General features: G+C 68.9%; 22 protein-coding genes. 14 read left to right on the top strand and 8 right to left on the bottom strand.

From position 1 onward, the window contains the following. The first annotated feature begins 3 nt into the window (after positions 1-3). A complete protein-coding gene (locus tag WPS_RS07905; protein WP_317997278.1) occupies positions 4-1,263 on the top strand; it encodes a four-carbon acid sugar kinase family protein in 1,260 nt (419 codons plus the stop codon). Next, positions 1,260-2,288: a 4-hydroxythreonine-4-phosphate dehydrogenase PdxA gene (gene pdxA / locus WPS_RS07910; RefSeq protein WP_317997279.1), complete on the top strand. Its 1,029-nt coding sequence runs from the start codon at positions 1,260-1,262 to the stop codon at positions 2,286-2,288. The genes WPS_RS07905 and pdxA overlap by 4 nt, the downstream gene beginning before the upstream one ends. 118 nt (positions 2,289-2,406) lie before the next feature. Here the strand turns inward: pdxA and WPS_RS07915 are convergent, their stop codons facing one another. Then, entirely contained in the window at positions 2,407-2,769 is a 363-nt protein-coding gene (locus WPS_RS07915; protein ID WP_317997280.1) for a VOC family protein, read from the bottom strand. A gap of 1 nt (position 2,770) precedes the next feature. Then, on the bottom strand, positions 2,771-3,394 hold the full coding sequence (locus WPS_RS07920; RefSeq protein WP_317997281.1) for a cob(I)yrinic acid a,c-diamide adenosyltransferase: 624 nt from the start codon (positions 3,392-3,394) through the stop codon (positions 2,771-2,773). Between the two features lie 60 nt (positions 3,395-3,454). Between WPS_RS07920 and proS the strand changes: the two genes are divergently transcribed. From proS to WPS_RS07945, 5 genes are all read left to right on the top strand, one after another. Continuing rightward, positions 3,455-4,903 (top strand): proline--tRNA ligase, encoded by a 1,449-nt coding sequence (gene proS, locus WPS_RS07925; protein ID WP_317997516.1) that lies wholly within the window; start codon positions 3,455-3,457, stop codon positions 4,901-4,903. A 154-nt stretch (positions 4,904-5,057) separates the two neighbouring features. Continuing rightward, complete coding sequence (locus tag WPS_RS07930) at positions 5,058-5,414, top strand: hypothetical protein (protein WP_317997282.1); 357 nt, start codon at positions 5,058-5,060, stop codon at positions 5,412-5,414. Beyond that, positions 5,411-6,670, top strand: coding sequence for a M16 family metallopeptidase (locus tag WPS_RS07935; protein WP_317997283.1), 1,260 nt, complete (start codon positions 5,411-5,413; stop codon positions 6,668-6,670). The genes WPS_RS07930 and WPS_RS07935 overlap by 4 nt, the downstream gene beginning before the upstream one ends. Then, positions 6,667-7,524, top strand: a complete 858-nt coding sequence (locus WPS_RS07940) for a lipid II flippase family protein (protein WP_317997284.1) — start codon at positions 6,667-6,669, stop codon at positions 7,522-7,524. Before WPS_RS07935 ends, WPS_RS07940 begins: the two co-directional genes overlap by 4 nt. Then, positions 7,524-8,192 (top strand): tetratricopeptide repeat protein, encoded by a 669-nt coding sequence (locus WPS_RS07945; RefSeq protein ID WP_317997285.1) that lies wholly within the window; start codon positions 7,524-7,526, stop codon positions 8,190-8,192. The genes WPS_RS07940 and WPS_RS07945 overlap by 1 nt, the downstream gene beginning before the upstream one ends. Before the next feature lie 3 nt (positions 8,193-8,195). Here WPS_RS07945 and WPS_RS07950 read toward each other — a convergent pair whose 3' ends face one another. Continuing rightward, positions 8,196-8,456 (bottom strand): hypothetical protein, encoded by a 261-nt coding sequence (locus WPS_RS07950; protein WP_317997286.1) that lies wholly within the window; start codon positions 8,454-8,456, stop codon positions 8,196-8,198. A 99-nt stretch (positions 8,457-8,555) separates the two neighbouring features. On the opposite strand from WPS_RS07950, the gene ygiD reads away from it, so the two are divergent. Next, entirely contained in the window at positions 8,556-9,329 is a 774-nt protein-coding gene (ygiD, locus tag WPS_RS07955) for a 4,5-DOPA-extradiol-dioxygenase (RefSeq protein WP_317997287.1), read from the top strand. A 21-nt stretch (positions 9,330-9,350) separates the two neighbouring features. On the opposite strand, the gene WPS_RS07960 is transcribed toward ygiD, so the two are convergent. Genes WPS_RS07960 through WPS_RS07970 form a run of 3 tightly spaced genes read right to left on the bottom strand, consistent with a single transcriptional unit; the run spans position 9,351 to position 12,906 of the window. Beyond that, positions 9,351-10,940: an ArnT family glycosyltransferase gene (locus WPS_RS07960; RefSeq protein ID WP_317997288.1), complete on the bottom strand. Its 1,590-nt coding sequence runs from the start codon at positions 10,938-10,940 to the stop codon at positions 9,351-9,353. Continuing rightward, entirely contained in the window at positions 10,937-11,371 is a 435-nt protein-coding gene (locus tag WPS_RS07965) for a GtrA family protein (protein ID WP_317997289.1), read from the bottom strand. Before WPS_RS07965 ends, WPS_RS07960 begins: the two co-directional genes overlap by 4 nt. Then, a complete protein-coding gene (locus tag WPS_RS07970) occupies positions 11,368-12,906 on the bottom strand; it encodes a mannosyltransferase family protein (protein ID WP_317997290.1) in 1,539 nt (512 codons plus the stop codon). Before WPS_RS07970 ends, WPS_RS07965 begins: the two co-directional genes overlap by 4 nt. 39 nt (positions 12,907-12,945) lie before the next feature. Between WPS_RS07970 and WPS_RS07975 the strand changes: the two genes are divergently transcribed. From WPS_RS07975 to WPS_RS08000, 6 genes are all read left to right on the top strand, one after another. Continuing rightward, the gene (locus WPS_RS07975; protein WP_317997291.1) at positions 12,946-14,445 is read left to right on the top strand and encodes a dihydrolipoyl dehydrogenase family protein; all 1,500 of its coding nucleotides are present in this window, start codon (positions 12,946-12,948) and stop codon (positions 14,443-14,445) included. Position 14,446: 1 nt separating this feature from the next. Beyond that, positions 14,447-15,334, top strand: a complete 888-nt coding sequence (locus WPS_RS07980) for a nitrilase-related carbon-nitrogen hydrolase (RefSeq protein WP_317997292.1) — start codon at positions 14,447-14,449, stop codon at positions 15,332-15,334. Further along, positions 15,331-16,191 (top strand): NAD+ synthase, encoded by an 861-nt coding sequence (locus tag WPS_RS07985; protein ID WP_317997293.1) that lies wholly within the window; start codon positions 15,331-15,333, stop codon positions 16,189-16,191. The genes WPS_RS07980 and WPS_RS07985 overlap by 4 nt, the downstream gene beginning before the upstream one ends. A 20-nt stretch (positions 16,192-16,211) precedes the next feature. Further along, positions 16,212-16,832 carry a precorrin-2 dehydrogenase/sirohydrochlorin ferrochelatase family protein gene (locus tag WPS_RS07990; protein WP_317997294.1) on the top strand — a complete coding sequence of 207 codons (621 nt, stop codon included), beginning with the start codon at positions 16,212-16,214 and terminating at the stop codon, positions 16,830-16,832. Continuing rightward, positions 16,832-18,100 (top strand): competence/damage-inducible protein A, encoded by a 1,269-nt coding sequence (locus WPS_RS07995; RefSeq protein WP_317997295.1) that lies wholly within the window; start codon positions 16,832-16,834, stop codon positions 18,098-18,100. The genes WPS_RS07990 and WPS_RS07995 overlap by 1 nt, the downstream gene beginning before the upstream one ends. Positions 18,101-18,253: 153 nt before the next feature. Continuing rightward, positions 18,254-20,416, top strand: a complete 2,163-nt coding sequence (locus WPS_RS08000; protein WP_317997296.1) for a S8 family peptidase — start codon at positions 18,254-18,256, stop codon at positions 20,414-20,416. A gap of 71 nt (positions 20,417-20,487) precedes the next feature. Here WPS_RS08000 and WPS_RS08005 read toward each other — a convergent pair whose 3' ends face one another. Both WPS_RS08005 and WPS_RS08010 read right to left on the bottom strand, forming a co-directional pair. Then, a complete protein-coding gene (locus WPS_RS08005) occupies positions 20,488-21,519 on the bottom strand; it encodes a Gfo/Idh/MocA family protein (protein WP_317997297.1) in 1,032 nt (343 codons plus the stop codon). Next, positions 21,516-22,799 (bottom strand): aspartate aminotransferase family protein, encoded by a 1,284-nt coding sequence (locus tag WPS_RS08010; protein WP_317997298.1) that lies wholly within the window; start codon positions 22,797-22,799, stop codon positions 21,516-21,518. Before WPS_RS08010 ends, WPS_RS08005 begins: the two co-directional genes overlap by 4 nt. Between the last annotated feature and the right edge of the window lie 21 nt (positions 22,800-22,820).

The following is a 22,820-nucleotide window of genomic DNA, read 5'->3' on the forward strand; positions in this document are numbered from 1 at the left end:
TCCGTGAAACGGATCGTCGTCGCTGACGACCTGACCGGCGCGAGCGACGCCGGCGTGCAGTTCGCGAAGCGCGGCGAGCGCACGACGGTCCGGCTCGACGCCGCCGGTCCCTGGGAGGAGTCGGACCCTGCCGACGTGGTCGTCGTCGACCTCGATTCGCGGGCGGAGACACCCGCGGTCGCCTACGCGCGGATGCGCGCGTTTGCCGCGCACCTGCCGGCGCGGCTGCTGCCGCTAGTCGTCAAAAAAATGGACTCGACGCTGCGCGGGAACCTCGGGCCCGAACTGCGCGCGCTGCTCGAAGCGCGGCCTGCCGCGACCGCGATCGTGTGTCCCGCGTACCCGAAGAACCGGCGCACCGTCGTGGACGGGGCCGTCTACGTCGCAGGCGTTCCGCTCGACCGCACGGATTTCGCGCGCGATCTCTTTTCGCCGGTGCGCGATGCGCGAATCGCGGCGCATCTCGACACCGATGCGGTGCTGATCCCGCTGGCGACCGTGCTTGCCGGGACTGCGGCGATCCGGCGCGCCGTCGCCGACGCGCGGCGCGCAGGGGTGCGCGTCTGCATCGCGGACGCGCAGACCGACGCCGATCTGTCCGCCGTTGCGAGCATCGCGGGGTTCGAAGACGAACTGCTGTGGGTCGGATCGGCCGGCTTGATCGAAGTGCTCGACGCGGGCGCCGTGGCGTCCGGGGGCGTTCCCGGCGTCGTGCTACCGGCGACCGGGCCGGTCGTGTTCCTCATCGGCAGCCTCAGCACGATGACGCAGCGTCAGATCGCCGCGTTCGGTGCGCACGGAGTGGTCGTCGTCCTCGATCCCGCCGCCGTCGCGCGCGCCGATCCTGCCGTGCGCGGAGCGCTCGCACCGGCGACGGCGGCGGTCGCCCGCGGCGACGACGTGCTGGTCGCGCTCGACGGCAGCCCGGCGGCGGTCTCCGCAGCGGTTGCGGAAGCAGGCTCGACGGCGGCGTTCCGCGCCGCGAGCCGCCGGCTGCGCGAGCTGTTCGTCGCGGCCGCTGCGCCGCTGTGGCAAGGGCGGCCGGGATCGACGATCGTGCTCAGCGGCGGCGACATCGCGCGGACGTTTTGCGACGCGCACGGAATTCGACGGCTGTCGGTGCTCGCGGAGACGGCGCCGGGGATCCCGGTCTCGCGTGCGATGGGGGCCGACTATCGGCTGGTCACGAAAGCCGGCGGATTCGGCGAACCGGGAACGTATCGCGAGATTCTCAGCACGTTACGGAGAGGGGCGATCGCATGAGCCGGCCGACGATCGGAATCACGATGGGCGACGCCGCCGGCGTCGGACCCGAGATCATCGCGAAGGCGCTGGGTCATCGCGCGTACTACGCGGCGTGCCGTCCGCTCGTCATCGGCGACGCATCGATTCTGCAGCGCGCGATGACGATCGTCGGCTCGACGCAAACGCTGCGCGCCGTCACCGACGCCGACCGCTGGGAGCCGGACGCCGCGTTCCTCGACGTCGTCGACCTGGGGCTGCTCGCGCCCGAGAGCGTTCCGTTCGGTGCGATCTCTCCGCAGGCCGGCGACGCCGCGTTCCGGTATCTGGAACGCGCCAACCGGCTCGCGCTCGACGGCGCGATCGATGCCGTGTGCACGGCGCCGCTCAACAAGGAGGCGCTGCACGCCGGCGGCCACCGCTTCCCCGGGCACACCGAGATCCTCGCCGAGCTCTCGCACACCGCAGAGTTCGCGATGATGCTGACCGCGCCGAACCTGCGCGTCATTCACGTCACGACGCACATCGGGCTGCTCGACGCGATCGCGCGGATCACGCCGGAACGCGTCCACACCGTCATCCGTCTGGCACACGAGACGCTCGTGCGCGCGGGGATCCCGTCGCCGCGGATCGGCGTGTGCGGGATCAATCCGCATGCGGGCGAGCACGGTCTGTTCGGGCGCGGCGAGGAGGAGAAGCAGATCGAGCCGGCCGTCGCGCGCGCCCGCGCCGAAGGGATCGCCGTCGACGGTCCGCTCCCCGCGGACACGTTGTTCTTCCGCGCGGTGCGCGGCGATTTCGACATCGTCGTCGCGATGTATCACGATCAGGGCCACGGCCCGATCAAAGTGATGGGCCTCGAAGCCGGCGTGAACATCACCGTGGGATTGCCGTACATTCGCACCAGCGTCGATCACGGGACGGCGTTCGACATCGCGGGGACGGGCCGGGCCGACGACGGCTCGATGCGCGCCGCGCTCGACGCGGCGATCGCGCTCGCGCCCAAACGCGCGGTCGTTCTCGAGCGTGACGGGAAGATCGGCTAGGCTGAGGTTGGCGTTGAAACGCCGGCCCCGAACTACGGCCCGCCGAGCCACGACTGCAGCGTCGCGGCGGAGCTGCGCGCATCGTCGGCCGTGCGTTCCCACGGCAGCGCGTACTCGATCACCAAGCCGTTGGGATCGTACACGTAGAGGTGGGGTCGTCCGGTGCGTGCAGCTCGACCTTGAACCGCACGCCGGCGTCGGAGAACGCTGCGCGCCGTCGTTCGAGCCCGTTGGCGTCGGCGACGCTGAACGCGACGTGGCGGATGTCGTCGGGCAGATCGCCGCCGCGCGGCGGAGTCATCCCGGCGTAGGTCAGGGACGCGAGGGTCGTATCGCCGAGGGCGTACTCGACGAGGAGCCAACGCTGCGCGCCGGCGTTTCCCGACACGGCGAACGTCAGCACGGCGTCGAGGAGCTCGGTGTAGAACCGGTGCGTCGCTGCGGGATCGAAGCTCGGCGACGCGATGTGATCCAGACGCATCTCAGGACGGCGGCGCGGTCTTCGCGTCCCACAGCGCCTCGGGCTGATCGAGGGCGTGGTTGATCCAGCGCGACCACACGAACAGCGCGTCGGAGAGCCGGTTCACGTAGCGTACGACGTCGTCGGAGATCGCTTCATTGTCGCGCAGCGTGATCAGCAGGCGTTCCGCGCGCCGGCAGACCGTGCGTGCCTGATGGAGAAACGCGCCCGGATAGGCGCCGCCGGGGTGGATGAAATTCGCCAGCGGTTCGAGATCCGTCTGCGCGCGATCGATCGCGCGCTCGAGCGCCTGCGCGTCCGCGGGTCCGATGAGCGGCATCCCTTCCCAGCGATCTTTCGGCAGGGTCGCGAGATCGCTGCCGAGGTTGAAGAGCGCGTCCTGCGTCCACGCCAGCCAGCGGTCGAGTTCGGCCGCGACTTCGTGCGCGCGCCGCAGATCCTGGACCGGACGCGTGCGCTTCACGTCGGCGAGCGCGGTGCGCGCGAGGCCGATCACCGACGAGAGTTCGTCGATCGTGCCGTACGCCTCGATCCGCAGCGCGTTCTTCTTGATGCGCTGGCCGCCGACCAGGCCGGTCGTCCCGTCGTCGCCGGTTCGCGTGTAGATGCGCGTGAGTTTCGGCATGGCGACGCACTTCGGCGGAGAGGACGCGCCACCACCTGCGCGAACCCCGGCCGATTGGCCATGGAACGTACCCTCGACCGCATACCGCCCAAGAGCGCCGATCTCTCGGAGTGGTATCAAGCCGTCTGCTACCGCGCGGAGCTCGTCTCGCAGGCGCCCGTGCGCGGCTGCCTCGTGCTGCGCCCGTACGGCTACGGCCTGTGGGAACGTCTCCAAGCCGAACTCGACCGCCGCTTCAAAGAGACCGGCCACGAGAACGCGTATTTCCCGTTGCTGATCCCCGAGTCGCTGCTGACCAAAGAAGCGGAGCATGTCGAAGGCTTCGCGCCGGAAGTCGCCTGGGTCACCGAGGGCGGCAGCGAAAAATTGGCCGAACGGCTGGCGATCCGCCCGACCTCCGAAGTGATCATCGGGGTGATGTACGCGGAGTGGATCCAGTCCTACCGCGATCTGCCCGTGCTCATCAACCAGTGGGCGAACGTGATGCGCTGGGAGAAGCGGACGCGCCCATTTCTGCGCACCGCGGAGTTTCTGTGGCAGGAAGGCCACACCGCGCATGAGAGCGAGCAAGAGGCGGCCGAAGAAGTCGCGCGGATGCTCGAGGTGTATCGCGAGGTCGCCGAAGACGTCTGCGGTGTCCCCGTCTACAAGGGCGAGAAGAGCGCATCGGAGCGCTTCGCCGGCGCCAACCACACGTTCTCGATCGAAGCGCTGATGCCGGACGGGCGCGCGCTGCAGTCGGCGACCTCGCACGAACTCGGCCAGAACTTCGCGCGCGCCTACGACATCACGTACGCCGCCGAAGATCAGACCGAACAGTATTGCTGGACGACGTCGTGGGGGATGTCGTGGCGCATGCTGGGCGCGCTGATCATGACGCACGGCGACGACCGCGGCCTGCGCATCCCGCCGCGGATGGCGCCGACCGAAGTCGTCATCGTCCCGATCCCGCGCGGCGACGCGAGCGCACTCTACACGAAAGCGCGCGAACTCTACGGGGCCTGCAAGGACGCGGGGCTGCGCGTGAAGCTCGACGACCGTCCCGGGCAGTCGCCGGGGTACAAGTTCAACGAGTGGGACATGCGCGGCGTCCCGGTGCGCCTCGAGATCGGCAACCGCGACCTCGATGCGGGCGTCGCAACGCTCGTGCGCCGCGACAAAGCGGTGAAGGAAGACGGTCAGAAACAGCAGGTCCCGCTCGACGAGGTGGTGGCGTTCATCCCGACGGTCCTCGAGCAGATCCAGCACAATCTCTTCGCGCAGGCCAAGACGTTCCTCACCGGTCGCACCGTCGCGACGCTCGACCGGGACGAGTTCTACCGCATGTGCACCGAACGCGCGGGGATGATCGACATCCCGTGGTGCGGGCTCGCGTCGTGCGAAGCCGCGGTGAAGGACACGACCGGTGCGACGACGCGCAACATCCAGCCGGGCCCGCCGCGCGCGCAGATCTGCGTCGCGTGCGGCGAGCCCGCGCGGTATCAGACGTATTTCGCGCAGTCGTACTAGCGCGCTCGCGCTGCTGATCGCGCTCCTCGCGCCGCTTGCGGCGCGCGCTGCGGATCCGCGCGTCGCGGCGCGCAGCAAGGGCAGCGATCTGCCGACGGCCCGGCGCATCGCCGCCGCCGTCCTGGCGGTCCCGGCCGCGCTGCAGGTACTGCAGGTGCGGTGCGAGCGGTTCGGCGCGCACGTCGACTGCGGGGTCGTGCTGAGCGGGAAGAAATTTCACCGCCGGGTCGACCTGGACGGCTGGAACGCCGACGTCGCGGCGCTGATCGGGGCGGCGTACGCGGCGGCGCCGGCGGTCGACGAGATCGACCTGTGGGCGACCGTTCCGGTGGGGACCGGTTACGGGACCGTCGTCAGCGGTGATTTCGCCAAGCCCTCGTCGGCGAACGTCTTCAGCATCACCGTGCCTCGCACGCTCCGGGACGGCGTGCGTTCCCGGCTGCGCGACGGGCGCGGCGTGTTCTGGGACCCGGCGTTCCGGGCGTCCGTGGCGAAGGGGAGCGACGGATGATCCGGATATCGACGCTCCCCAACGGTCTGCGCGTTCTGACCGAAACGATGACGCACGTGCGCTCGGCGACGGTCGGCGTCTGGTGCGACGTCGGCTCGGCGGTCGAGCCGCCCGAGCGGCGCGGGATCTCGCACCTGCTCGAGCACATGCTCTTCAAGGGGACGCCCCGCCGCAGCGCGCGCGAGATCGCCGAGGTGATGGACGCCGTCGGCGGCGAGCTCAACGCGATGACCGACAAAGAGACGACGTGCTTTTACGCGCACGTCGTCGACCGCCGCCTCCCGCTGGCGATCGACGTCCTCGCCGACATGCTGCAGCACGCGCTGATCGATCCCGGCGATCTCGCCCGCGAACGGCAGGTCGTGCTCGAAGAGATCAAGATGTACGACGACTCGCCGGGCGAGGTCGTGAACGATCGCTTTTCGCGAACGCTTTGGCGCGGGGCGCACCTCGGCGATCCGACGATCGGCTACGCGCACACGGTCGAGGGGATCACGCGCGACGATCTGCTCGCCTGGCGCCGCGACCGCTACTCGCCGCAGACCGTCTTCATCACCGCGGCGGGGAACCTCGATCACGACGACGTCGTGCGGCTCGCCGCCGGTGCGTTCGCGCGCTTCGGCGGAAGCGCGGCGCCGCCGGTCCCCGAACGGCCGCACTTCACCCCCGATCTCGACGTGACCATCGACGACACCGAGCAGGCCTACGTGCTGCTCGGAATGCCGGGGCTCGCGCTGCGCGACGAGCGGCGCTACGCGCTCTCGGTGCTCGACACGATCCTCGGCGGCGGGATGTCGAGCCGGCTGTTCCAGAGCGTGCGCGAAGAGCGCGCGCTGGCGTACGAGATCTCGACGTTTCAGCAGGGCTATCGCGACGCCGGCCTGTACGGGGTGAGCGCCGGCTGCACGCCCGAGCGCGTGCAGGAGTGCGTCGACGTCGTCCTCGACGAGATCGACCGGCTGCTCGACGACGGCGTGCGCGAAGCGGAGGTCGAGCGCGCGCGCGAGCACCTCAAGGGAAATCTCACGCTCGCGCTCGAGAGCACGTTCAACCGCATGTCGCGGTTGGCGCGCAACCATCTCGTGCACGGACGGCAGATCGCGACGGAAGAAGTGGAAGCGCAATTCGACGCGGTCGACGTGCACGCGGTCGACACGCTGGCGCGCGAACTGTTCGGTCCGGCGCAGCGCGGGCTGTGCGTGCTCGGCCCGAGCGCAGTGCGCAGCGTGCGGCTGCGCGGAGCCGCCGCGGCGTGAGCGCCGTCCTCAACGGCAACGTCATCCTCGCGGCTGCGGCAAACTTCATCCCCCAAGCGGTCGCGATGGGCGCGTACGCGGCGCGTTACGCAGGCGTCACCACCCGGCGCATCGCGACGGCGATCTCGCTGTTCAGCCTGCTCGTCACCGCGAGCCGGCTGGCGGCGCTGTTCATGACGCCGTCCCTGGGCGCGCTCGCCGACGGGACCGCGAACGCGGCGTTGGCCCGGCATCTCACGGCGGTGCCGGCGGAGGAACTGCACGTCTTCGACCTGCAGATGCGAATCATCGTCGCGGCGGGCTCGGTCGGCATCCTGATGGGCGCGTTCATGCTGCCGCTGTTCCTGGCCGCATTCACCCGCGGCATCGGTTCGTTCGAGCGGCGCAAATCGATCCCGAGCGCCCTCTTCCGTCTGTTCGATCCCAAGGTGATGCTGTGGCTGCTGCGTCACCTCAAGCCGCAGCGCTTCTCGCTGGCCGACTTCCCGCTCTCGCGCGTGCCGCGGCGGCTGCTGATCTTCAACATCGTGCTCTACGCGGTGTACTCGGTCGGCGTCGTCGGCGCGTTCTACGCCAGCGTCATCGACTTGAGCTCGCGGACGACCGCGACCGGCCTCTCGGGTCTGGTGAACGGGATCGGAACGGTCGCGTTCGCGCTGTTCATCGATCCCACCACGGCGCTGATCGTCGACCAGACGGTCCGCGACGAGCGGCCGCGCCAGGACGTCGCTGCCATGATCTTCTGGCTGATCGTCACCGCCTTCATCGGCACGCTCCTCGCACAGCTGATCCTGTTCCCCGCCGCCGAATACATCGCCGCGGTCGCGCACGTCTGGCCGCACGGAAAATACTGATGCAGACTCCGCCGCTTCGCTCCTTCGCCGTTACCGTCGCGCTCGCGATGCTACCGCTCGCGACGACCGGCTGCGCCTCCGACGTCGCGCACTGGATCGCGCAGACCCGCAACCGTCAAGGCGACGTCTCCCTCTCGCGCGGAAACTACCCCGACGCGTCGGTCGCCTACCAACTGGCGCTCAAGATCGATCCGACGAACCAGCACGCGCGCACCGGTCTCGTCGACGTCCAGCTGACCCTGGCCAAGACGTTCTTCGCCGCCTCGAAATTTGAGGATGCGATCGACGCGCTTGCGGTCGCGGCGAAGTACGCGCCGAGCGACGACCGCGTGCAGAGCATGCGCAACGAGATCGAGCAGTCCGAGATCAAGCGCGACATCGTCGTCTCGAACTACCCGTCGTATAAGGTGACCGGGGCGGCGCTGCGGCGCTCGTTCGAACAGCTCAAGACGCAGAACAACGACCTGCTGCTCGCGCTCAAGCGCTTCGACTACACCTACGACACGGCGGATCTCTCAGCCGCCATACGTCAGAGCTACGCGCTCAACGACGAGGTCGCGCGCCTGACGGGACGGCTGGTCCAGTATCGCCAGCTCGTGGAGTCCGGGATCCCGGAGCACGGGACCGAGAACCTCGCGCCCCCGGCCTCCCTGCTCCCCCTCCCGTAGCGGTCAGCTCTGACCGTTGCCGTCGTCCGCCGCGGCGTCGGCGGGGTGGCCGCCGAACAGCCCTTCGACGCGCCCGATCTCGGCGTTGATCGCGTTGTTCGCGGCGAGATCGACGCCGGTCTTGATCATCGCATCCATCGCGCCGCCGCCTGGAATGCGGCTCGCCACGCCGTCGATGACGTTGTTGATCGCGCCGTCGGCGGCGGTATCGATCGCGGCGTCGCCGGCGAATCCCGCTGCTTTTTCGAACAGGTTCTCAGCCATCACGGACCTCTTTCGTCGGATAGGGGACGGAGCAATTCGCGCTCCCTCCGGACGGACCTCGCCACGTCCGCGCCCGCGGGCGTGTTGCAGGGAGCGACGATGATGCAGCACACGATGCCGGCGGTCTTTTTCGGGCACGGCAGCCCGATGAACGCGATCGAACGCAACCCGTTCACCGACGCGTGGGAAGCGATCGGGCGCGAGATCCCGCGCCCGCGCGCGGTGCTCGCCGTCTCGGCGCACTGGTACACCAACGGCACCGGCGTCACGGCGATGCCGCAGCCGCCGACGATTCACGACTTCGGCAACTTCCCGCAGGAGCTGCACCGCTATCAGTATCCGGCGCCGGGCGATCCGGCGCTCGCTGCGTCCGTGCGCACGCTGCTCCGGCCGACCGACGTCGCGCTTGACGAGAACTGGGGGCTCGACCACGGCGTGTGGTCGGTCCTCTGCCACGTCTTCCCGAAGGCCGACGTTCCGGTGGTGCAGTTGAGCATCGACGCGACGCAGTCGCCGGGCGCGCTGTTCGCAACGGCAAAGAAACTGGCGCCGCTGCGCGACGACGGCGTGTTCGTCATCGCGAGCGGCAACGTCGTGCACAATCTCGCCGAGATGCGTTTCGGTGATGCAGCGCCGACGCCGTGGGCGGTCGCCTACGAGGCGCGCGTGCGCGATGCGGCCGCCGTCGGCGACGACGCGACGTTGATCGCCTACGATCGCCTCCCGGACGCCGCGATCGCGGCACCCGACATCGAGCACTTCCTCCCGCTGCTCTACATCCTCGCGCTGCGGCGCGACGGAGAGACGCCGTCGTTTCCGACCGCAGGCATCGTCGCGCGCGCGATCTCGATGCTCAGCGTCCGCTTGGGCTAAGGGCGCATCCTCGCGCCGGCGTCAGCAGGGGTTCGGCGCGGTCTTCCACTCGCGGCGCCAGCCGGCGTAGGCGCCGGCCATTTCGCGTTTGCGGAACGCCCGCCAGCGCACCTCGGCGCCGGTCTTCACCAGCGCGGGATCGGTCTGGTAGACCGGCCACGCGGCGGCGGGATCGACGAGCGGAAAGCGATCGAGCCAGCAATAGAGCTCGAGGTTCGTCTGCTTGAGCCGCGCGTGTTCGACGGAGATGAAGTAGCGCGCGCCTTTGCGGATCGCGCTTTGCTCGTCGAACGGCGTCCAGAGGTGCGGATCTTCCTCCCAGCCTTTGCGGTTGATCGTGTAGAGGATCGACGGGTCGTAGTGCCCCATCACCACGAGCGCGCCGGGCGCGAGCGTCGCGTCAAGCGTTTTCGCGCGCACGTAGTTCACCCGGCTCCAGCCGTAATACGGGGCGATCTGTCGATATCCGACGCCCAGCGCGAGCAGCCACGTCAACGCCGCGATCCCCGCCAGCGTCGCACGCCGCGGGGGCGCATCGCCCCAGCGTTCCTTCGCCCACGCCGCAAGCGAACCGATCGCAAGCGCGGCGAGCGGCAGCAGGATGTAGAGATAGTAGTCGACGCGCTCGACCGTGACGACCACGTACGCATAGAGGAGTCCGCCGCCGAGCCAGCCCCAGAGCAGGGCGTCGCTGCGGGAGCGCAGCGGGACGCAGAACCCCACGACGGCGAGCGCGATCCCGACCGGCCCGGCCATCGTCGTGGCGAGCATCTTGAGCGCGTGGCCGAACGCGACCGCCTTCGCGCCGAATGCGGGCACCGACGTCAACGCGCCGGCGAGCGACGGGAGAACGTGCAGTTTCGTGATCCCGCTCGCCCAGTGCCACTCGGCGTGCGACGAGACGATTTGGTCGTAGACGGCGAGCGGGACGAACGCGAGCGCGAAGAGCGCCCACATCTGCGCGCGCGTCACGGTCCCGCGCAGACCGAACGCCGCGAGCGCCGCCGTGGCGACCGGGATCGCCGCCGTCACCGCGACGGGCTTGGCGAGAAACGCGACCATCAGCAGCAGCGCGGCGGGCAACCACAGCCGCCACGAACGTCCGTCGCCGTCGACGATCCAGCGCGCGCACGCGTAGAGCGCGCAGGTCGTGAAGAACACCATCGCGGTGTCGGGCATGAAGGTGTGGCTGTAGTACCACGCCCCCGGCAGCACGGCGTACGCCGCCGCAGCGGCAACGCCCGCGATCGCCGAGCGGAACAGGTAGCGCCCGAACGCGCCCACGACGACGATCGTCGCGACCCCGAACGCGTACGAGATCAGCCGGCCGAAGATTTCGTGGACGCCTGCGAGCTTGTAGAGCGTCGCGGCGAGGAACGGGACGATCTGCAGTTCGAGCTCGACGTAGTTGGGCGGCGGCCCGTTGTAATCGGTCTGCGGATAGAGCGGGTTGTACTGCAGCAGTGCGAAGTTGCGCGCGATCGCCGCGGTGTCGCCCTGGCGCCAGCCCGGATGGTCGAAGATCGGGCTATGCAGGCCTTTCGCGCGCAGCACGGCGCCGGCGAGCGCGCAGCAGAGCGTCGCCAGCCAGAACAGACGCGCCGGGGTCATGCGACCGATCGAAACGTCCAGTACTTGTTCACGAAGAAGTTCACCACGATCCCGGCGCAGGTCGCGACGAACCACGTTTTGTGGCCGTGCCCCAGATACGGCGCAATGACGGCGGACAGCGCAAGACCGACCAGCAGCGCCAGTACCGAAACGGAGAGGAATTGCGCCCCCTCCTTTCCTGCGTGTCCGGTGGAACGGAACGTCCAACTGCGGTTGAGGAAGTAGTTCGAGACGCCGCCGGCGAGAAACGACGCCGAGTAGATCGCGAAGTACGGCCCCGTCCCGTGCTTATTAAATGCGCCCTGCAACACAGTGAAGATCGCTAAGTTTACGATGAAGCCGGACGCGCCGACGATCCCGAACTTCACGAACTGCCGCACGCCGCGGCGTTCGCGCACGCGCTGGAGCAGGGTCGTGCGGGCTTCGCTCATGCGACCCAATACCAGTCGGCGAAGAGCACCGTGAAGAGCCCCAAGAGCGGAAGCGAAAACGCGACGTACGCGTTGTTGAACGACTGGCGTCCGCCCCACAGCCCGAACAGCACGAACATCGGGAAGAGCACCAGCGCGAAGCGCGGCATGCTCATCAGGCTCGACGTGCACATCGGGACGAGGATCGAGAGCGCCATGTAGACCGTGTACGAGAGGCGCAGGCGGCGGAAGCCGGCGACGAGCACGACGAGCATCAGCAGGGTGAAGCCGAGTTCGAGGCTTTCGTTCGCGATCGTCTGCGGCGCGTGCGCGTGCGCGATCTTGGTGATCGTCGTGCTGACGCTCGTCCACGGCCACGCGAGGTGGCGGCCCCAGTGCGTCTGCACGTGCGAGAAGCGCAGCGGATCGCCGCTGATGACCCACAGGTACGCCATGTACGAGAGCAGTCCGAGCGGGACGAGCGCGAGGCCGATGATGGGTTTGACGATGTCGTCGAGCCAGTAGCGGAAGAACTCGCGGCCGCCCTCGCGCGCGGCGATCGCCCACTCGATGAACAGCGGCGCGGCGAGCAGGATTCCCTCGGATCGCGTCAGCGCGGCGAAGAACCCGAAGATCCCGGCGGTGAGCCAGCGCCGTTCGCGCACGTAGTAGAACGAGGCGACGCTCAGGAACAGGAACAGCGACTCGGCGTAGACCGCGGAGAAGAAGATCGCCGTCGGGAAGATCGAGACGTAGAACGTCGCCCGCTGCGCGACGGCGCGGTTGTACTCGTGCTCGATCAGCTTGTAGAGGAAGAGCAGGGCGAAGAAGATCGCCGCATTCGAGACGAGCAGCCCGGCGATCAGGTGCGAGCCGGTGAGCGCGCCGAGCGCGCGGATCAGGAGCGGGTAGAGCGGGAAGAACGCGGGCTCCGTCCCGGAGTAGCCTTGCGCCGCGATCCCCAGGTAGTGCTCGGCGTCCCAGCGGCCCCACACCGCGAGCAGCATGTTCGTCGACGCCGCGAAGTGCGTCCCGGGCCGCTGGCCGATCACCATCGACGCGAGTTCGGCGATCGCGAGCAGGGTGAGGCGCGTGACGATGAACGTCGACGCGACGTCGCGGACGGTGCGGTTGAGTTTCGCGGCGATCGCGAGCTTGGCGAGGACGAACGTCCCGAGCGCGATCGCGCTCCACAGCCCGCCGCCGTTGGCGCCGATCGGCGGGAGCAGCGTACCCCAGAGCAAAGCCAGCGCCGCCCACGAGAGCGCGTCGTACCGCAGGGCGGTCCGTTCCGAGACGTCGGCGCGCCGCGCGAAGTAGCGCCCGTAGCCGATCCAGCCGGCGTACGCAACCGCAAGGCCGGCGACGAGCGCCGGCGGCAAGGTGACGTCGAGAAACGCCGGGCCGTGGGGCGCGCGCAGCGCGAGCCCATACCACAGGAAAAAGCCAAGGGAGAGACCGGCGATGCCGACCGCGGCGGCGGCTGGAAAGCCGACCGAAGCGACGAGCGCCGCGGGTCTCGTGCGGGCGGCGCCCCCGACGACGGCGAGATTCACGAACGCACCGGTTCCGCGCACCCCGCCGCGGTCGCCTGCATGAATCGCACGCCGGCGGCGGCAAAAGCCGGAACCGTCGGGGACCGCAGGCGTGTCCGAGGGTGCGGACCCCGGAACCAAGGGAGCAGCACCATTCCACATCGCTTCGATCTGATCGTCATCGGCGCCGGCAGCGGCGGCTACGCCGCCGCACGCACGGCCCGGGACCTCGGCGCGAACGTCGCGCTCGTCGACCGCGGACCGCTCGGCGGGCTGTGCATCCTGCGCGGCTGCATGCCGTCGAAGACGCTGCTGGCGACCGCCGATCGGCTCCACGAGATCCGCACCGCCGGCGAGCTCGCCGTGACGGTCGGCGATCCGGCCGTCGATTACGCGAAACTCGCCGCGCGCAAACGCGAGCTCGTCCGGGGGTGGGCCGACTACCGCATCGCCGGGATCGACACGTTCCCGCTGTTCTCCGGCGACGCGCGCTTCGAGTCGCCGACGACCCTGCGGGTCGGCCAGGAGATTTTCTACGCGCCGCGCTTCATCATCGCGACCGGCAGCATCACCGCGCCGGCCGCACTCCCCGGACTGCGCGAAGCCGGCTTCATCGACAGCGACGAAGCGCTCGATCTCACCGCGCCGCCGAAATCGCTGATCGTGCTCGGCGGCGGCTACGTCGGCAGCGAGCTGGGGCAGTTCTTCCATCGCGTCGGCGTCCCGACCACGATGATCATCCGCGCGCAGCATCTGCTCTCGGGCGAAGACCACGACATCGGGACCGGTCTGACCGAATACTTCCGCGAGGAAGGGATCCGCATCGAGACCGGTGCACGCGTCGAGCGCGTGACGGTGCGCGACGACGGAATGAAGGTCGTGCACTATCTGCAGGACGGCGAACATCGCTCGGCCGCCGCGCACGAGATCTTTTACGCGCTCGGCCGCGTCCCCAACGTCTGCGACATGAACCTCGATGCTGCGGGCGTCGAGCATCACGACATCACCGGGATCCCGGTCGACGAGACGCTGCGCAGCACGAATCCCGATATCTTCGCGGTCGGCGACGTCACCGGACAGTTTCCGCTCGTGCACGTCGCGATCCAGCAGGGTGAGATCGCGGGACGCAACGCCGCGACCGGCGCGCGCGAACGCGCCGACTACCGCCTCACCAAGACGCACACGGTCTTCACCGATCCGCAGGTCGCCGTCGTCGGCGAGACCGAGCGCGAACTCGAGAAGGCGGGGATCCCGTTTCTGCGCGCGACGTATCCGTTCAACGATCACGGCAAAGCCGTCGCGCTGGGGAAGACGAAGGGCTTCGTGAAGATGCTGGCGTCGCCGGCCGACGGCACGATCCTGGGCGCGTCGATCCTCGGCCCCGACGCCTCGGATCTGATCGAGCCGCTGATCGTCGCGATGGCCTATCGCGCGACGGTACAGGATTACGCGCGCATCCCGCATCTCCACCCGACCCTCGTCGAGATCCTGACCTACCCCGCGGAAGAGATCGCCGAGCAGCTGCACGACGTGCAGACGCTCACCGCCGTTGCCAACTAGGATGCACGCCGCCCTCGTGCAGTTCAAGCCGCGCAAGGGTGAGGTGGCGGCGAACCTCGCTGCGATGCGCGCCGTCTTCGCGCAATTGGCGGAGCGGCCGATCGACCTGATCGTGTTCCCGGAAGCCGCGCTCACCGGATACTTTCTCGAAGGCGCGGTGTACGAGCTCGCCTTCGAAAGCGCGACGCTCGCGGCGAAGATCGACGAACAGTGGCGCGCCTCCGGCGCCGGCGGGGCCGTCGACGTCGTGTGCGGGTTCTACGAGAACTTCGGGGGGACGTTTCACAACAGCGCGATCTACGTGCGCTGCGGCGAGCCCGACGGCGTGCACGTCGTGCACGTGCATCGCAAGATGTTCCTGCCGACCTACGGCGTCTTCGACGAGGAGCGATTCCTCACGCGCGGACGGCATCTCTCGACGTTTCCGACGCCGTTCGGCGAGGCCGCGATGCTGATCTGCGAAGACATGTGGCACGCGCTGATGCCGACGGTCGCCGCGCTCAAAGGCGCACGCCTGCTCATCGTGCCGAGCGCGTCGCCGGCGCGCGGGCTCGGCGGCGACGGCGAACTCGAGAGCACGCTGCGCTGGAAGGCGATCCTCGGCTCGACCGCCGCCGAACACGGCGTCTACGTCCTCTACGCGGGACTCACCGGTTTCGAAGGAGGGAAGGGGATGGGCGGCGCGACCTGCGCGTTCTCGCCGCGCGGCGACCTCATCGCTTCGCTCGGGCCGCTCGACGCCGGGATCCTGCGCGTCGAGCTCGACACCGGCGAGATCGACATCGCGCGCGCGACGATCCCGCTTTTGGGCGATCTCTCCGCCGTGCTGCCGGACCTGTGGCTCGACGAGGAGATCCCGGTGACGCGCCGCGTGGAGGAACGGGCATGACCGCGATCGCGCCGCTCCCGATCGTCGACGCGAGTCTCGACGAGCCGTCGCTGGCGATCGACCCCGCCCTCACGGCGCGCTGGCTCGAAGCGTTTCTGCACGACGAACTGATCGAACGGCGCAAGATCGGCCGCGCCGTGCTCGGGCTCTCGGGTGGGATCGACAGCGCGCTGGTCGCGTTTCTCTGCGCGCGGGCGCTGGGGCCCGAGAACGTCTACGCGATCCGGATGCCGTACCGGGCGTCGAGCCCGTCGTCGCTGAGCGACGCGCAGCGGGTCGTCGACGCGACCGGGATCAACGTCGAGACGATCGAGATCACTGACGCGGTCGACGGCTACCTGCGGCATGCGCCGGACGCCGACGCGCGTCGCAAGGGGAACGTCATGGCGCGCACGCGCATGCTCGTGCTGTTCGATCAATCGGCGCGCCGCAACGCGCTTCCGATCGGTACCGGGAACAAGACCGAACGTCTCCTCGGCTATTTCACCTGGCACGCCGACGACACGCCGCCGGTGAACCCGATCGGCGATCTGTTCAAGACGCAGGTCTGGGCACTCGCGCGGCGGCTCGGCGTTCCAACCGAAGTGATCGACAAACCGCCGAGCGCCGACCTCGAGGCGAATCAGACCGACGAGGCCGACATCGGCATCACCTACGCGAAAGCCGACCGCATCCTCAACATGATTCTGCTCGGATACAAAGACGACGCAATCGCCGCGCGCGGATTCACGCGCGACGAGGTGCGCCTGGTCCGCCGCCGCGTCGACGGCACGCACTGGAAGCGCCACCTCCCCACCACCGCCCTCGTCTCGGGGACCGCGATCAACGAATTCTACCTTCGCCCGGTGGACTTGTAATGGGGGCGCCGATGAGAACCGTGGAACGCGTCGCGGATCCGCTTCCGCCGCACGGCTTTTTTCCGGTGAGCCTCAACCTCGTCGGCCGCAAGTGCGTCGTGATCGGCGAACCCGGCGACCGCGAAGCCGTCGAAAAAGACGCCGCGCTGCGCGAAGTCGACGCCGACGTCCGGTGGATCACGAATCCCGCCGAGCTGCGCGACGAAGACGTCGCCGACGCGTTCTTCGTGATCTCCACCCCGCAGGACGAGGCGCTTTCCGCGCGCTTGCGCGCGCTCGCCGACCGCCACAAGTTCCTGTTCTGCGCGATCGACCAGCCGCTGCACGGCTTCGTCGCGATGCAGGCGATCGTGCGCGCCGGCCCGGTCAAGATCGGCATCTCGACCGGCGGCGTCGCGCCGCGCGTCGGCAAGATCATCAAGGAAGCACTCCAGCATGTGATGGACGCGAAGTTCGCGCGCTTCATCGAGTGTCTGGGGACGCAGAAGGTCCGCGGCCGCACGACGATGAGCGAGCGCGCCGACCGCCGCGCCGCGATCATCGGCGCGACCGACGGCTTCGCGCTCGACGTGCGGGCGTCGTATCCCGAGTGGTACGAAGACGAAGTTCGCGCACAGCTGCCGGCGATCGAGGAACGCTGATGGCATCCGTCGAGATCGTCACGGTCGGAACCGAGATCTTGCTCGGCCACCTCGTCGACACCAACAGCGTCCACATCGCCAAGCAGCTCGCCGATCACGGCGTCGACGTCTTCGCAAAGCACTCCGTCGGCGACAACGCCGACCGGCTCTTCGCGATGCTCGAAGGCGTCCTGGAACGCGCGGACGGTGCGATCTGCACCGGCGGCCTCGGGTCGACCGTCGACGATCTCACCAAAGACGCCGTCGGCCGCGCCGTCGGCAGGCCGCTGGTTCTGCACGAGCCGTCCCTGCGTGCGATGGAAGAGCGCTTTCGCCAGTTCGGCCGCGTGATGGCCGAAAACAATAAACGCCAAGCGTACCTCCCCGAAGGCTGCGTCGTGCTTCCGAATCCGCACGGGACGGCGCCGGGGTTCGTCGCGCTGCGCGACGACGGGAAGTTCGTCGCATGCATGCCCGGCGTGCCGCGCGAGATGAAGCCGATGCTGGCGGAACGGCTGATCCCGTGGCTCGAGCAGCGCTTCGCTTTGCGCTCGGCGATCTACACGAAGACCCTGCACACCGTGGGGATCGGCGAGTCGGACCTCGACCGCCGCGTCGAAGATCTGTTCCGCTCGCTCGAAAACCCGAAGATCGCGATGCTCGCGCACGGCTTCCGCGTCGACGTCAAGATCATGGCCAAAGCGCAGAGCCGAGTTGAGGCCGACGCGATGATCGCGCCCGTCGCCGAAGAACTGCGCCGGCGTATCGGCACCCACTACTTCGGCGACGACGAGACGACGCTCGCCGGCGCGATCGTCGCGCAGGTCATCGCGCGCGGGTGGACGTTCGGCACGGCGGAGTCGTGCACCGGCGGCGCGATCGCGGACAAAATCGTCGCGGTCCCCGGCGCGTCGGCGGCGTTCCGCGGTTCGATCGTCGCGTACGCGAACGACGTGAAGACGTCACTGCTCGACGTGTCGGAGACGACGCTCGAGACCGTCGGCGCAGTGAGCGAGGAGACCGCGATCGCGATGGCGCGCGGCGCCCGCTCGCGCCTGGGCGTCGACCTTGCGATCGCAACGACCGGGATCGCCGGACCCGAGGGCGGTACGGCCGAGAAACCGGTCGGCCTCGTGTGGTTCGCGATCGCCTCGCCCGACGGCGAGGTCGAGACGCGCCGCATGACGTTCCCCGGCGATCGCGCCGACGTGCGCGATCGGGCCTCGATCGCCGCGCTGAGCTTGCTTTGGCATCGGCTGCAGGCGGCGGACGCGATCCCGGCCCGTTGAACTGAATCTGCACTCACGCCGTTCTGTAGTAAAACCGGGAACATTTCTCACCGAGATCACAAGAAGGGCAGCCAGGGCCGACGCGGCTCGCTGCGAAGCCCGGTGTGCGTCTCGTCGTCTGACGTTCGCCGCTCCGTCGTGCTTGGAGGTCTTGTGGGCGCTCTTTGGTTCGGTCTCGTCCGCAGCAGCGGCGCCCTACTCGTCATGGGCCTCACGCTGAGTGCCTGCGGCGGCGGAGGTGGCGGCAGTTCGACGCCGTCGACGCCTGCAGCGCCGACGCCCACGCCGTCGCCGACGCCCGCGCCCGGAACCTGCGCCACGCTACCGGCGACTGCGGGAGGCTCGACGTACACGCTGACGTCCGACCCGACGGGGATCGCGGTCACGCGTGCGAACGCCGGTAAGCTGCAATGCACGTACTTCACCGGCGTGACGACGACGACCGACGCGCCGCAGTCCGCGCCCAACCTGTGGGCGTACGAGTTTGGTTCGCTCTCGAACAATCCGTTCACCGTCACGATTCAGCAGACCAGCAACGGCCCGCACACGATCTATTACAACCAGCCTGGTGATTCGAGCGGTGCGATCGTGACCTCGTCGCTGCAGTCCTCGCAGCGAGCGGTAGCGAGCGTGGTCGGTCTCGGTGCGAACGAGCCGCATCGCGGCGTTCGGCGCTTCACCGGGACGGGCGTCGATCCGACCCAGGTGCTCGTTCGATATCGTACCCTTGCGGAGAGCGGCGGACGTGCGATCGCCTCGCGCGTCGAGGCGGCCGCCGGTACGCGCGGGGTCGACGCGTTCGCGCCTGCCGGCATCTACCAGCGATTCGTCGCGGTGCCGAGCGGCGCCGACACGACCTCGTTCGCGAGCGCGTTGCGCTCGCGAACGGAAGTCGCCGACGTCTTTCCGGTGCACAAGCGAGTCCCGCTTTCGGTGCCTCCCACGACGATTATCGATCCGCACGGGAACAACCGCGATCAGTGGTATCTGTTCGACGACGGCTTCCCATACGCGTGGTCGTATTCGAAGGGCGATGGCGCGGTCATCGCGTCGATCGACACCGGAGTCGACCTGAAGAACACCGATCTTTCATCGAAGGTCATCTATTCGATCGGATATGTCACCGGCAGCGCGCAAGACACGAACGGGCACGGCACGAACACCGCTTCGATCGCTGTCGCTGCGACAAACAACGCGTTCGGATTCGCCGGAGGCGGCTACAACGTTGCCTTGCTGGCCTACAACATCTTCCCCGATGCGACGGCGACCAGCGATTCCCAGACGGCCAGCACTTCGGACGAAGTAAAGGCGATTCAGGATGCCGTTGCGCGCAAGGCCGACGTGATTTCGCTGAGCCTCGGCGCGGCAGCGAATTACTATCCGAACGACGGCTTCGATCAAGGCGAGCACGATGCGGTCGAGGCGGCGATCGCCGCGGGCGTCACCGTCGTCGCGGCGGCCGGCAACGATGCCGACGGCAGCGAGACGGGAACGCCGCACACCTCGCTCGACTATCCCGCCGCCTACGACGGGGTTATTGCGGTGGGTGCCAGCGCGCTGCGCACCAGCGCCACCGATACGCTTGCGAGCTCAACTGAATACGTGACCTCGTATTCACAATACGGACCGAACCTCGGGGTGGTGGCTCCGGGCGGTGATCCGCCGAGCAACACCGATCAAGATCCGCTGCACTGGATCTGGAACTACTCGACGAGCACCGCGAACTATGCGAAGGACAAGTGCAGCACGCCGAGTCCGGCGACGTCGTGCAGCGCGTATTTCGCGGGGACGTCGCAGGCGACGCCGCAGGTTGCCGCGGTCGCTGCGCTGATGATCGCGAAGGCGGGCGGGCACGGGTCGCTCTCCCCGGCGCGTGTCGCGCAGATCATCGACGGCACCGCCGACAACATCAACGATCCGCATCAGGGGCACGGGCGCCTCAACGCGTACCGTGCGCTGGCGTCCGTCGCCGGCGACAGCGGCGCGGTCTACACTGGTCCGTCGCCGCAGAAAACGAGCCCGGGGCAGCTGGTCGCGTTCGCCTATCAGAACAGCGGCGGCGTGACGCCGACGATCCTCGATGTCGACTATCCGGCGGGGATTCCGGTGTCGACGGCCGGGACGTTCCGCATCGGCGACGTGCCGTATACGGCGGGGTCGTATAAGGTCGGCGTGTGGTACGACGCGAACGGCGACGGGAAGATCGATGCCGGCGATCAGTTCGGGTCGGCGGGCGTGATCTGCGTTTCGACGGCGAAGTGCACGATTCCGACGATCACGATGAGCGTGGTCTCTGCCGGGTTCGTTCTGCCGTAGGTTTGTGAGCGCAGCGCGGGCGGCGGCGCTTCGACAGGCTCAGCGTGACGTTCGACGCGCTCTGCGTGACGTTAGACGGTGTAGCCGATTGCTTCGAGTTGGCGCTGCACGGTGAGGCCGTCGGCGAAGGTCGGGCCGTGGCCGCCGCCGAGGTCGATGCGTTCGGCGAAGTCGTCGAGAAGCGAGAGGAACCACGGGATGTTCGGCGCGATCACGCGGTGGCGATGATACGGTGACTCGGCGATCTCGAGTTCGTCCTGTTCGTCGTCGCCGATCGCGAAGAGCGCGAGGTCGCTGAACCAGGGGCCGTTCGCGACCGCGCTGCGCACTTCGCCGTGGACGGCAACCGTCAGCGACTCGACGACGGTCGTCGAGTCCGTGCTCACGCGGGCGACGATGCCGTCGCCGTAGTCGACGTAGGCGAAGGCGCCGTCGGCGACCGTGCTGCTGAACGGGCCCTGCGCGTCGACGCGATGCGGGTTGGCGGTGCGCAGCAGTCCGTGCGTCGCGCGCGGCGCGCGGCCCGCAAGCTGGTTGGCCAGATCGAAGAAGTGCGGCATCACGGCGTTCGCGACGCCGCCGCCGCGCTCGAGGTCGAACCACCAGCCGCGCGCGCGGTCGGTCTTGCGCTCGAGCAGTTCACTCCCCATCCGCGCGACTTCGATCTCGCGCAGCGCTCCGACGTGGCGGTTCTCGATCAGTTCGAGGACCGCGCGCACGGTCGGGACGTAGCGGAACTCGAAGGCGAGCGCCGTCGCGACGCCCGCCCGTTCGGCCGCCGCGACCATCTCCTCGGCCTGCGCGACGTTGACCGCGAACGGTTTCTCGCAGAGCACGTGCTTTCCGGCCGCGAGCGCGGCCATCACCGACGGATGGTGATCGAACGGCGGCGACGCGACCGAGACGACGTCGAGCTCGGCGCCGGCGAGCATTTCCTGCGTGGAAGCGAACGCCAGCGGGATGCGCCGCTCGTCGGCGACTCGGCGCGCGTTCACCGGCGAGGCGATCGCGATGACCTCGAACCGCGGATGCAGCGCGAACGCCGGCGCGTGCACGATGCCGCCGAAACCCGAACCGACGATCCCGACCTTGAGCGCGCTCATGACGCCTCCTCCGTTTGCTGCATCGCGCGCTCCAACCGCGCGAGCGCTTCGGCGAGTTGCTCGTCGTCGATCGTGAGCGGCGGCGCGATCGTGATCGAGGTGCCGGTGGGACCCGACTGCAGGAGGATCACGCCGTCCTGCAGGCCGCGCACGACGACCCGGTTGGCAAAGCCGCCGTCGCTGAACTCGATCGCCCAGAGGAAGCCGCGGCCGCGGACGTCGCGGACGTGCGCGAACCGGCGCAGCGCGGCGAGCCGCTCTCCGAGCGCCGCGGCGCGCGCGTTCACCCGCGCGCAGACATCGAGCCGCGCGATCTCGTCGAGCGTCGCGAGCGCGGCGGCGCAGGCGAGCGGGTTCCCCAGGAACGTCGACGTGTGCAGCGCTTCCCCAGTGCTGCGCGGCCACGCATCCATCACCCGCGAGGCCCCGATCGTCGCCGAGATCGGGACGCCGCCGCCGAGCGCCTTGCCGACGCACAGCAGGTCGGGGACAACGCCCTCGCGCTCGCTGGCGAAGAGCGTTCCGGTGCGTCCGAAGCCGGTGTAGATCTCGTCGAGGATCAGCAGGACGCCGCGTTCGTCGCAGAGCGCGCGCAGCGAACGCAGGTAGCCTTCGGGCGGGACGATCACGCCGCCGCGGCCTTGGATCGGCTCGATCAGCAGCGCGCCGACGTCGCTGCGCGCGTCGAGCGCGCGGCGGACCTCCGCGACCGCATCGTCGAGCGATGTGCGCGCGCCGGGGTAACGCAGAAACGTCGCGCGGTCGACGACGAGCGGCGCGAACGGATCGCGAAACTTCGGGATCCCCGCGACCTCGAGCGCGCCGAGCGAAAGCCCGTGATACGCGCCGTCATAGGCGACGACGCGCGGCTTTCCCGTCGCCAGCAGCGCCGTCTTCAGCGCGAACTCGATGGCTTCGGCTCCCGACGTCGCGAGATACGTCTTGCTGAGGTCGCCGGGCGCGAGCTCGGCGAGCCGCCGCAGCAGCGCGACGCGCACTTCGGTCGGGTGCACGTCGCCCATCCCGTGCACGAGCCGGCGCGCTTGCGCCTCGATCGCGGCGACGACGTGCGGGTTGGTGTGACCGACCGCGGCGACGCCGAACGCGGACGTGAGATCGAGATACGTATTGCCGTCGACGTCGCCGATCAGCGCGCCCGAGGCACGTTCCCAGAAGACGGGATAGTCGTCGCCGAGGTACGTGACGCCGGGCGGCTCGTAGACGGCGAGCTGCGCCGCCAACGCGCGCGAACGCGGTCCGGGAATCGGCTGATCGGGCACCTGTCGGCGTTTACGCGCCGG

The organism is Vulcanimicrobium alpinum, from assembly GCF_027923555.1.
GTDB classification, from domain to species: domain Bacteria; phylum Vulcanimicrobiota; class Vulcanimicrobiia; order Vulcanimicrobiales; family Vulcanimicrobiaceae; genus Vulcanimicrobium; species Vulcanimicrobium alpinum.

Excerpts from the sequence above, each read along its gene's own strand:
- WPS_RS07945 (WP_317997285.1), top strand. The coding sequence starts at position 7,524 with ATGCAGACTCCGCCGCTTCGCTCCTTCGCCGTTACCGTCGCGCTCGCG.
- WPS_RS07965 (WP_317997289.1), bottom strand. The coding sequence starts at position 11,371 with ATGAGCGAAGCCCGCACGACCCTGCTCCAGCGCGTGCGCGAACGCCGC.
- WPS_RS07950 (WP_317997286.1), bottom strand. The coding sequence starts at position 8,456 with ATGGCTGAGAACCTGTTCGAAAAAGCAGCGGGATTCGCCGGCGACGCC.
- WPS_RS07920 (WP_317997281.1), bottom strand. The coding sequence starts at position 3,394 with ATGCCGAAACTCACGCGCATCTACACGCGAACCGGCGACGACGGGACG.
- WPS_RS07980 (WP_317997292.1), top strand. The coding sequence starts at position 14,447 with ATGCACGCCGCCCTCGTGCAGTTCAAGCCGCGCAAGGGTGAGGTGGCG.
- WPS_RS07975 (WP_317997291.1), top strand. The coding sequence starts at position 12,946 with ATGAATCGCACGCCGGCGGCGGCAAAAGCCGGAACCGTCGGGGACCGC.
- WPS_RS07935 (WP_317997283.1), top strand. The coding sequence starts at position 5,411 with ATGATCCGGATATCGACGCTCCCCAACGGTCTGCGCGTTCTGACCGAA.
- ygiD (WP_317997287.1), top strand. The coding sequence starts at position 8,556 with ATGATGCAGCACACGATGCCGGCGGTCTTTTTCGGGCACGGCAGCCCG.
- WPS_RS07960 (WP_317997288.1), bottom strand. The coding sequence starts at position 10,940 with ATGACCCCGGCGCGTCTGTTCTGGCTGGCGACGCTCTGCTGCGCGCTC.
- WPS_RS07985 (WP_317997293.1), top strand. The coding sequence starts at position 15,331 with ATGACCGCGATCGCGCCGCTCCCGATCGTCGACGCGAGTCTCGACGAG.
- pdxA (WP_317997279.1), top strand. The coding sequence starts at position 1,260 with ATGAGCCGGCCGACGATCGGAATCACGATGGGCGACGCCGCCGGCGTC.
- proS (WP_317997516.1), top strand. The coding sequence starts at position 3,455 with ATGGAACGTACCCTCGACCGCATACCGCCCAAGAGCGCCGATCTCTCG.
- WPS_RS08005 (WP_317997297.1), bottom strand. The coding sequence starts at position 21,519 with ATGAGCGCGCTCAAGGTCGGGATCGTCGGTTCGGGTTTCGGCGGCATC.
- WPS_RS07995 (WP_317997295.1), top strand. The coding sequence starts at position 16,832 with ATGGCATCCGTCGAGATCGTCACGGTCGGAACCGAGATCTTGCTCGGC.
- WPS_RS07915 (WP_317997280.1), bottom strand. The coding sequence starts at position 2,769 with ATGCGTCTGGATCACATCGCGTCGCCGAGCTTCGATCCCGCAGCGACG.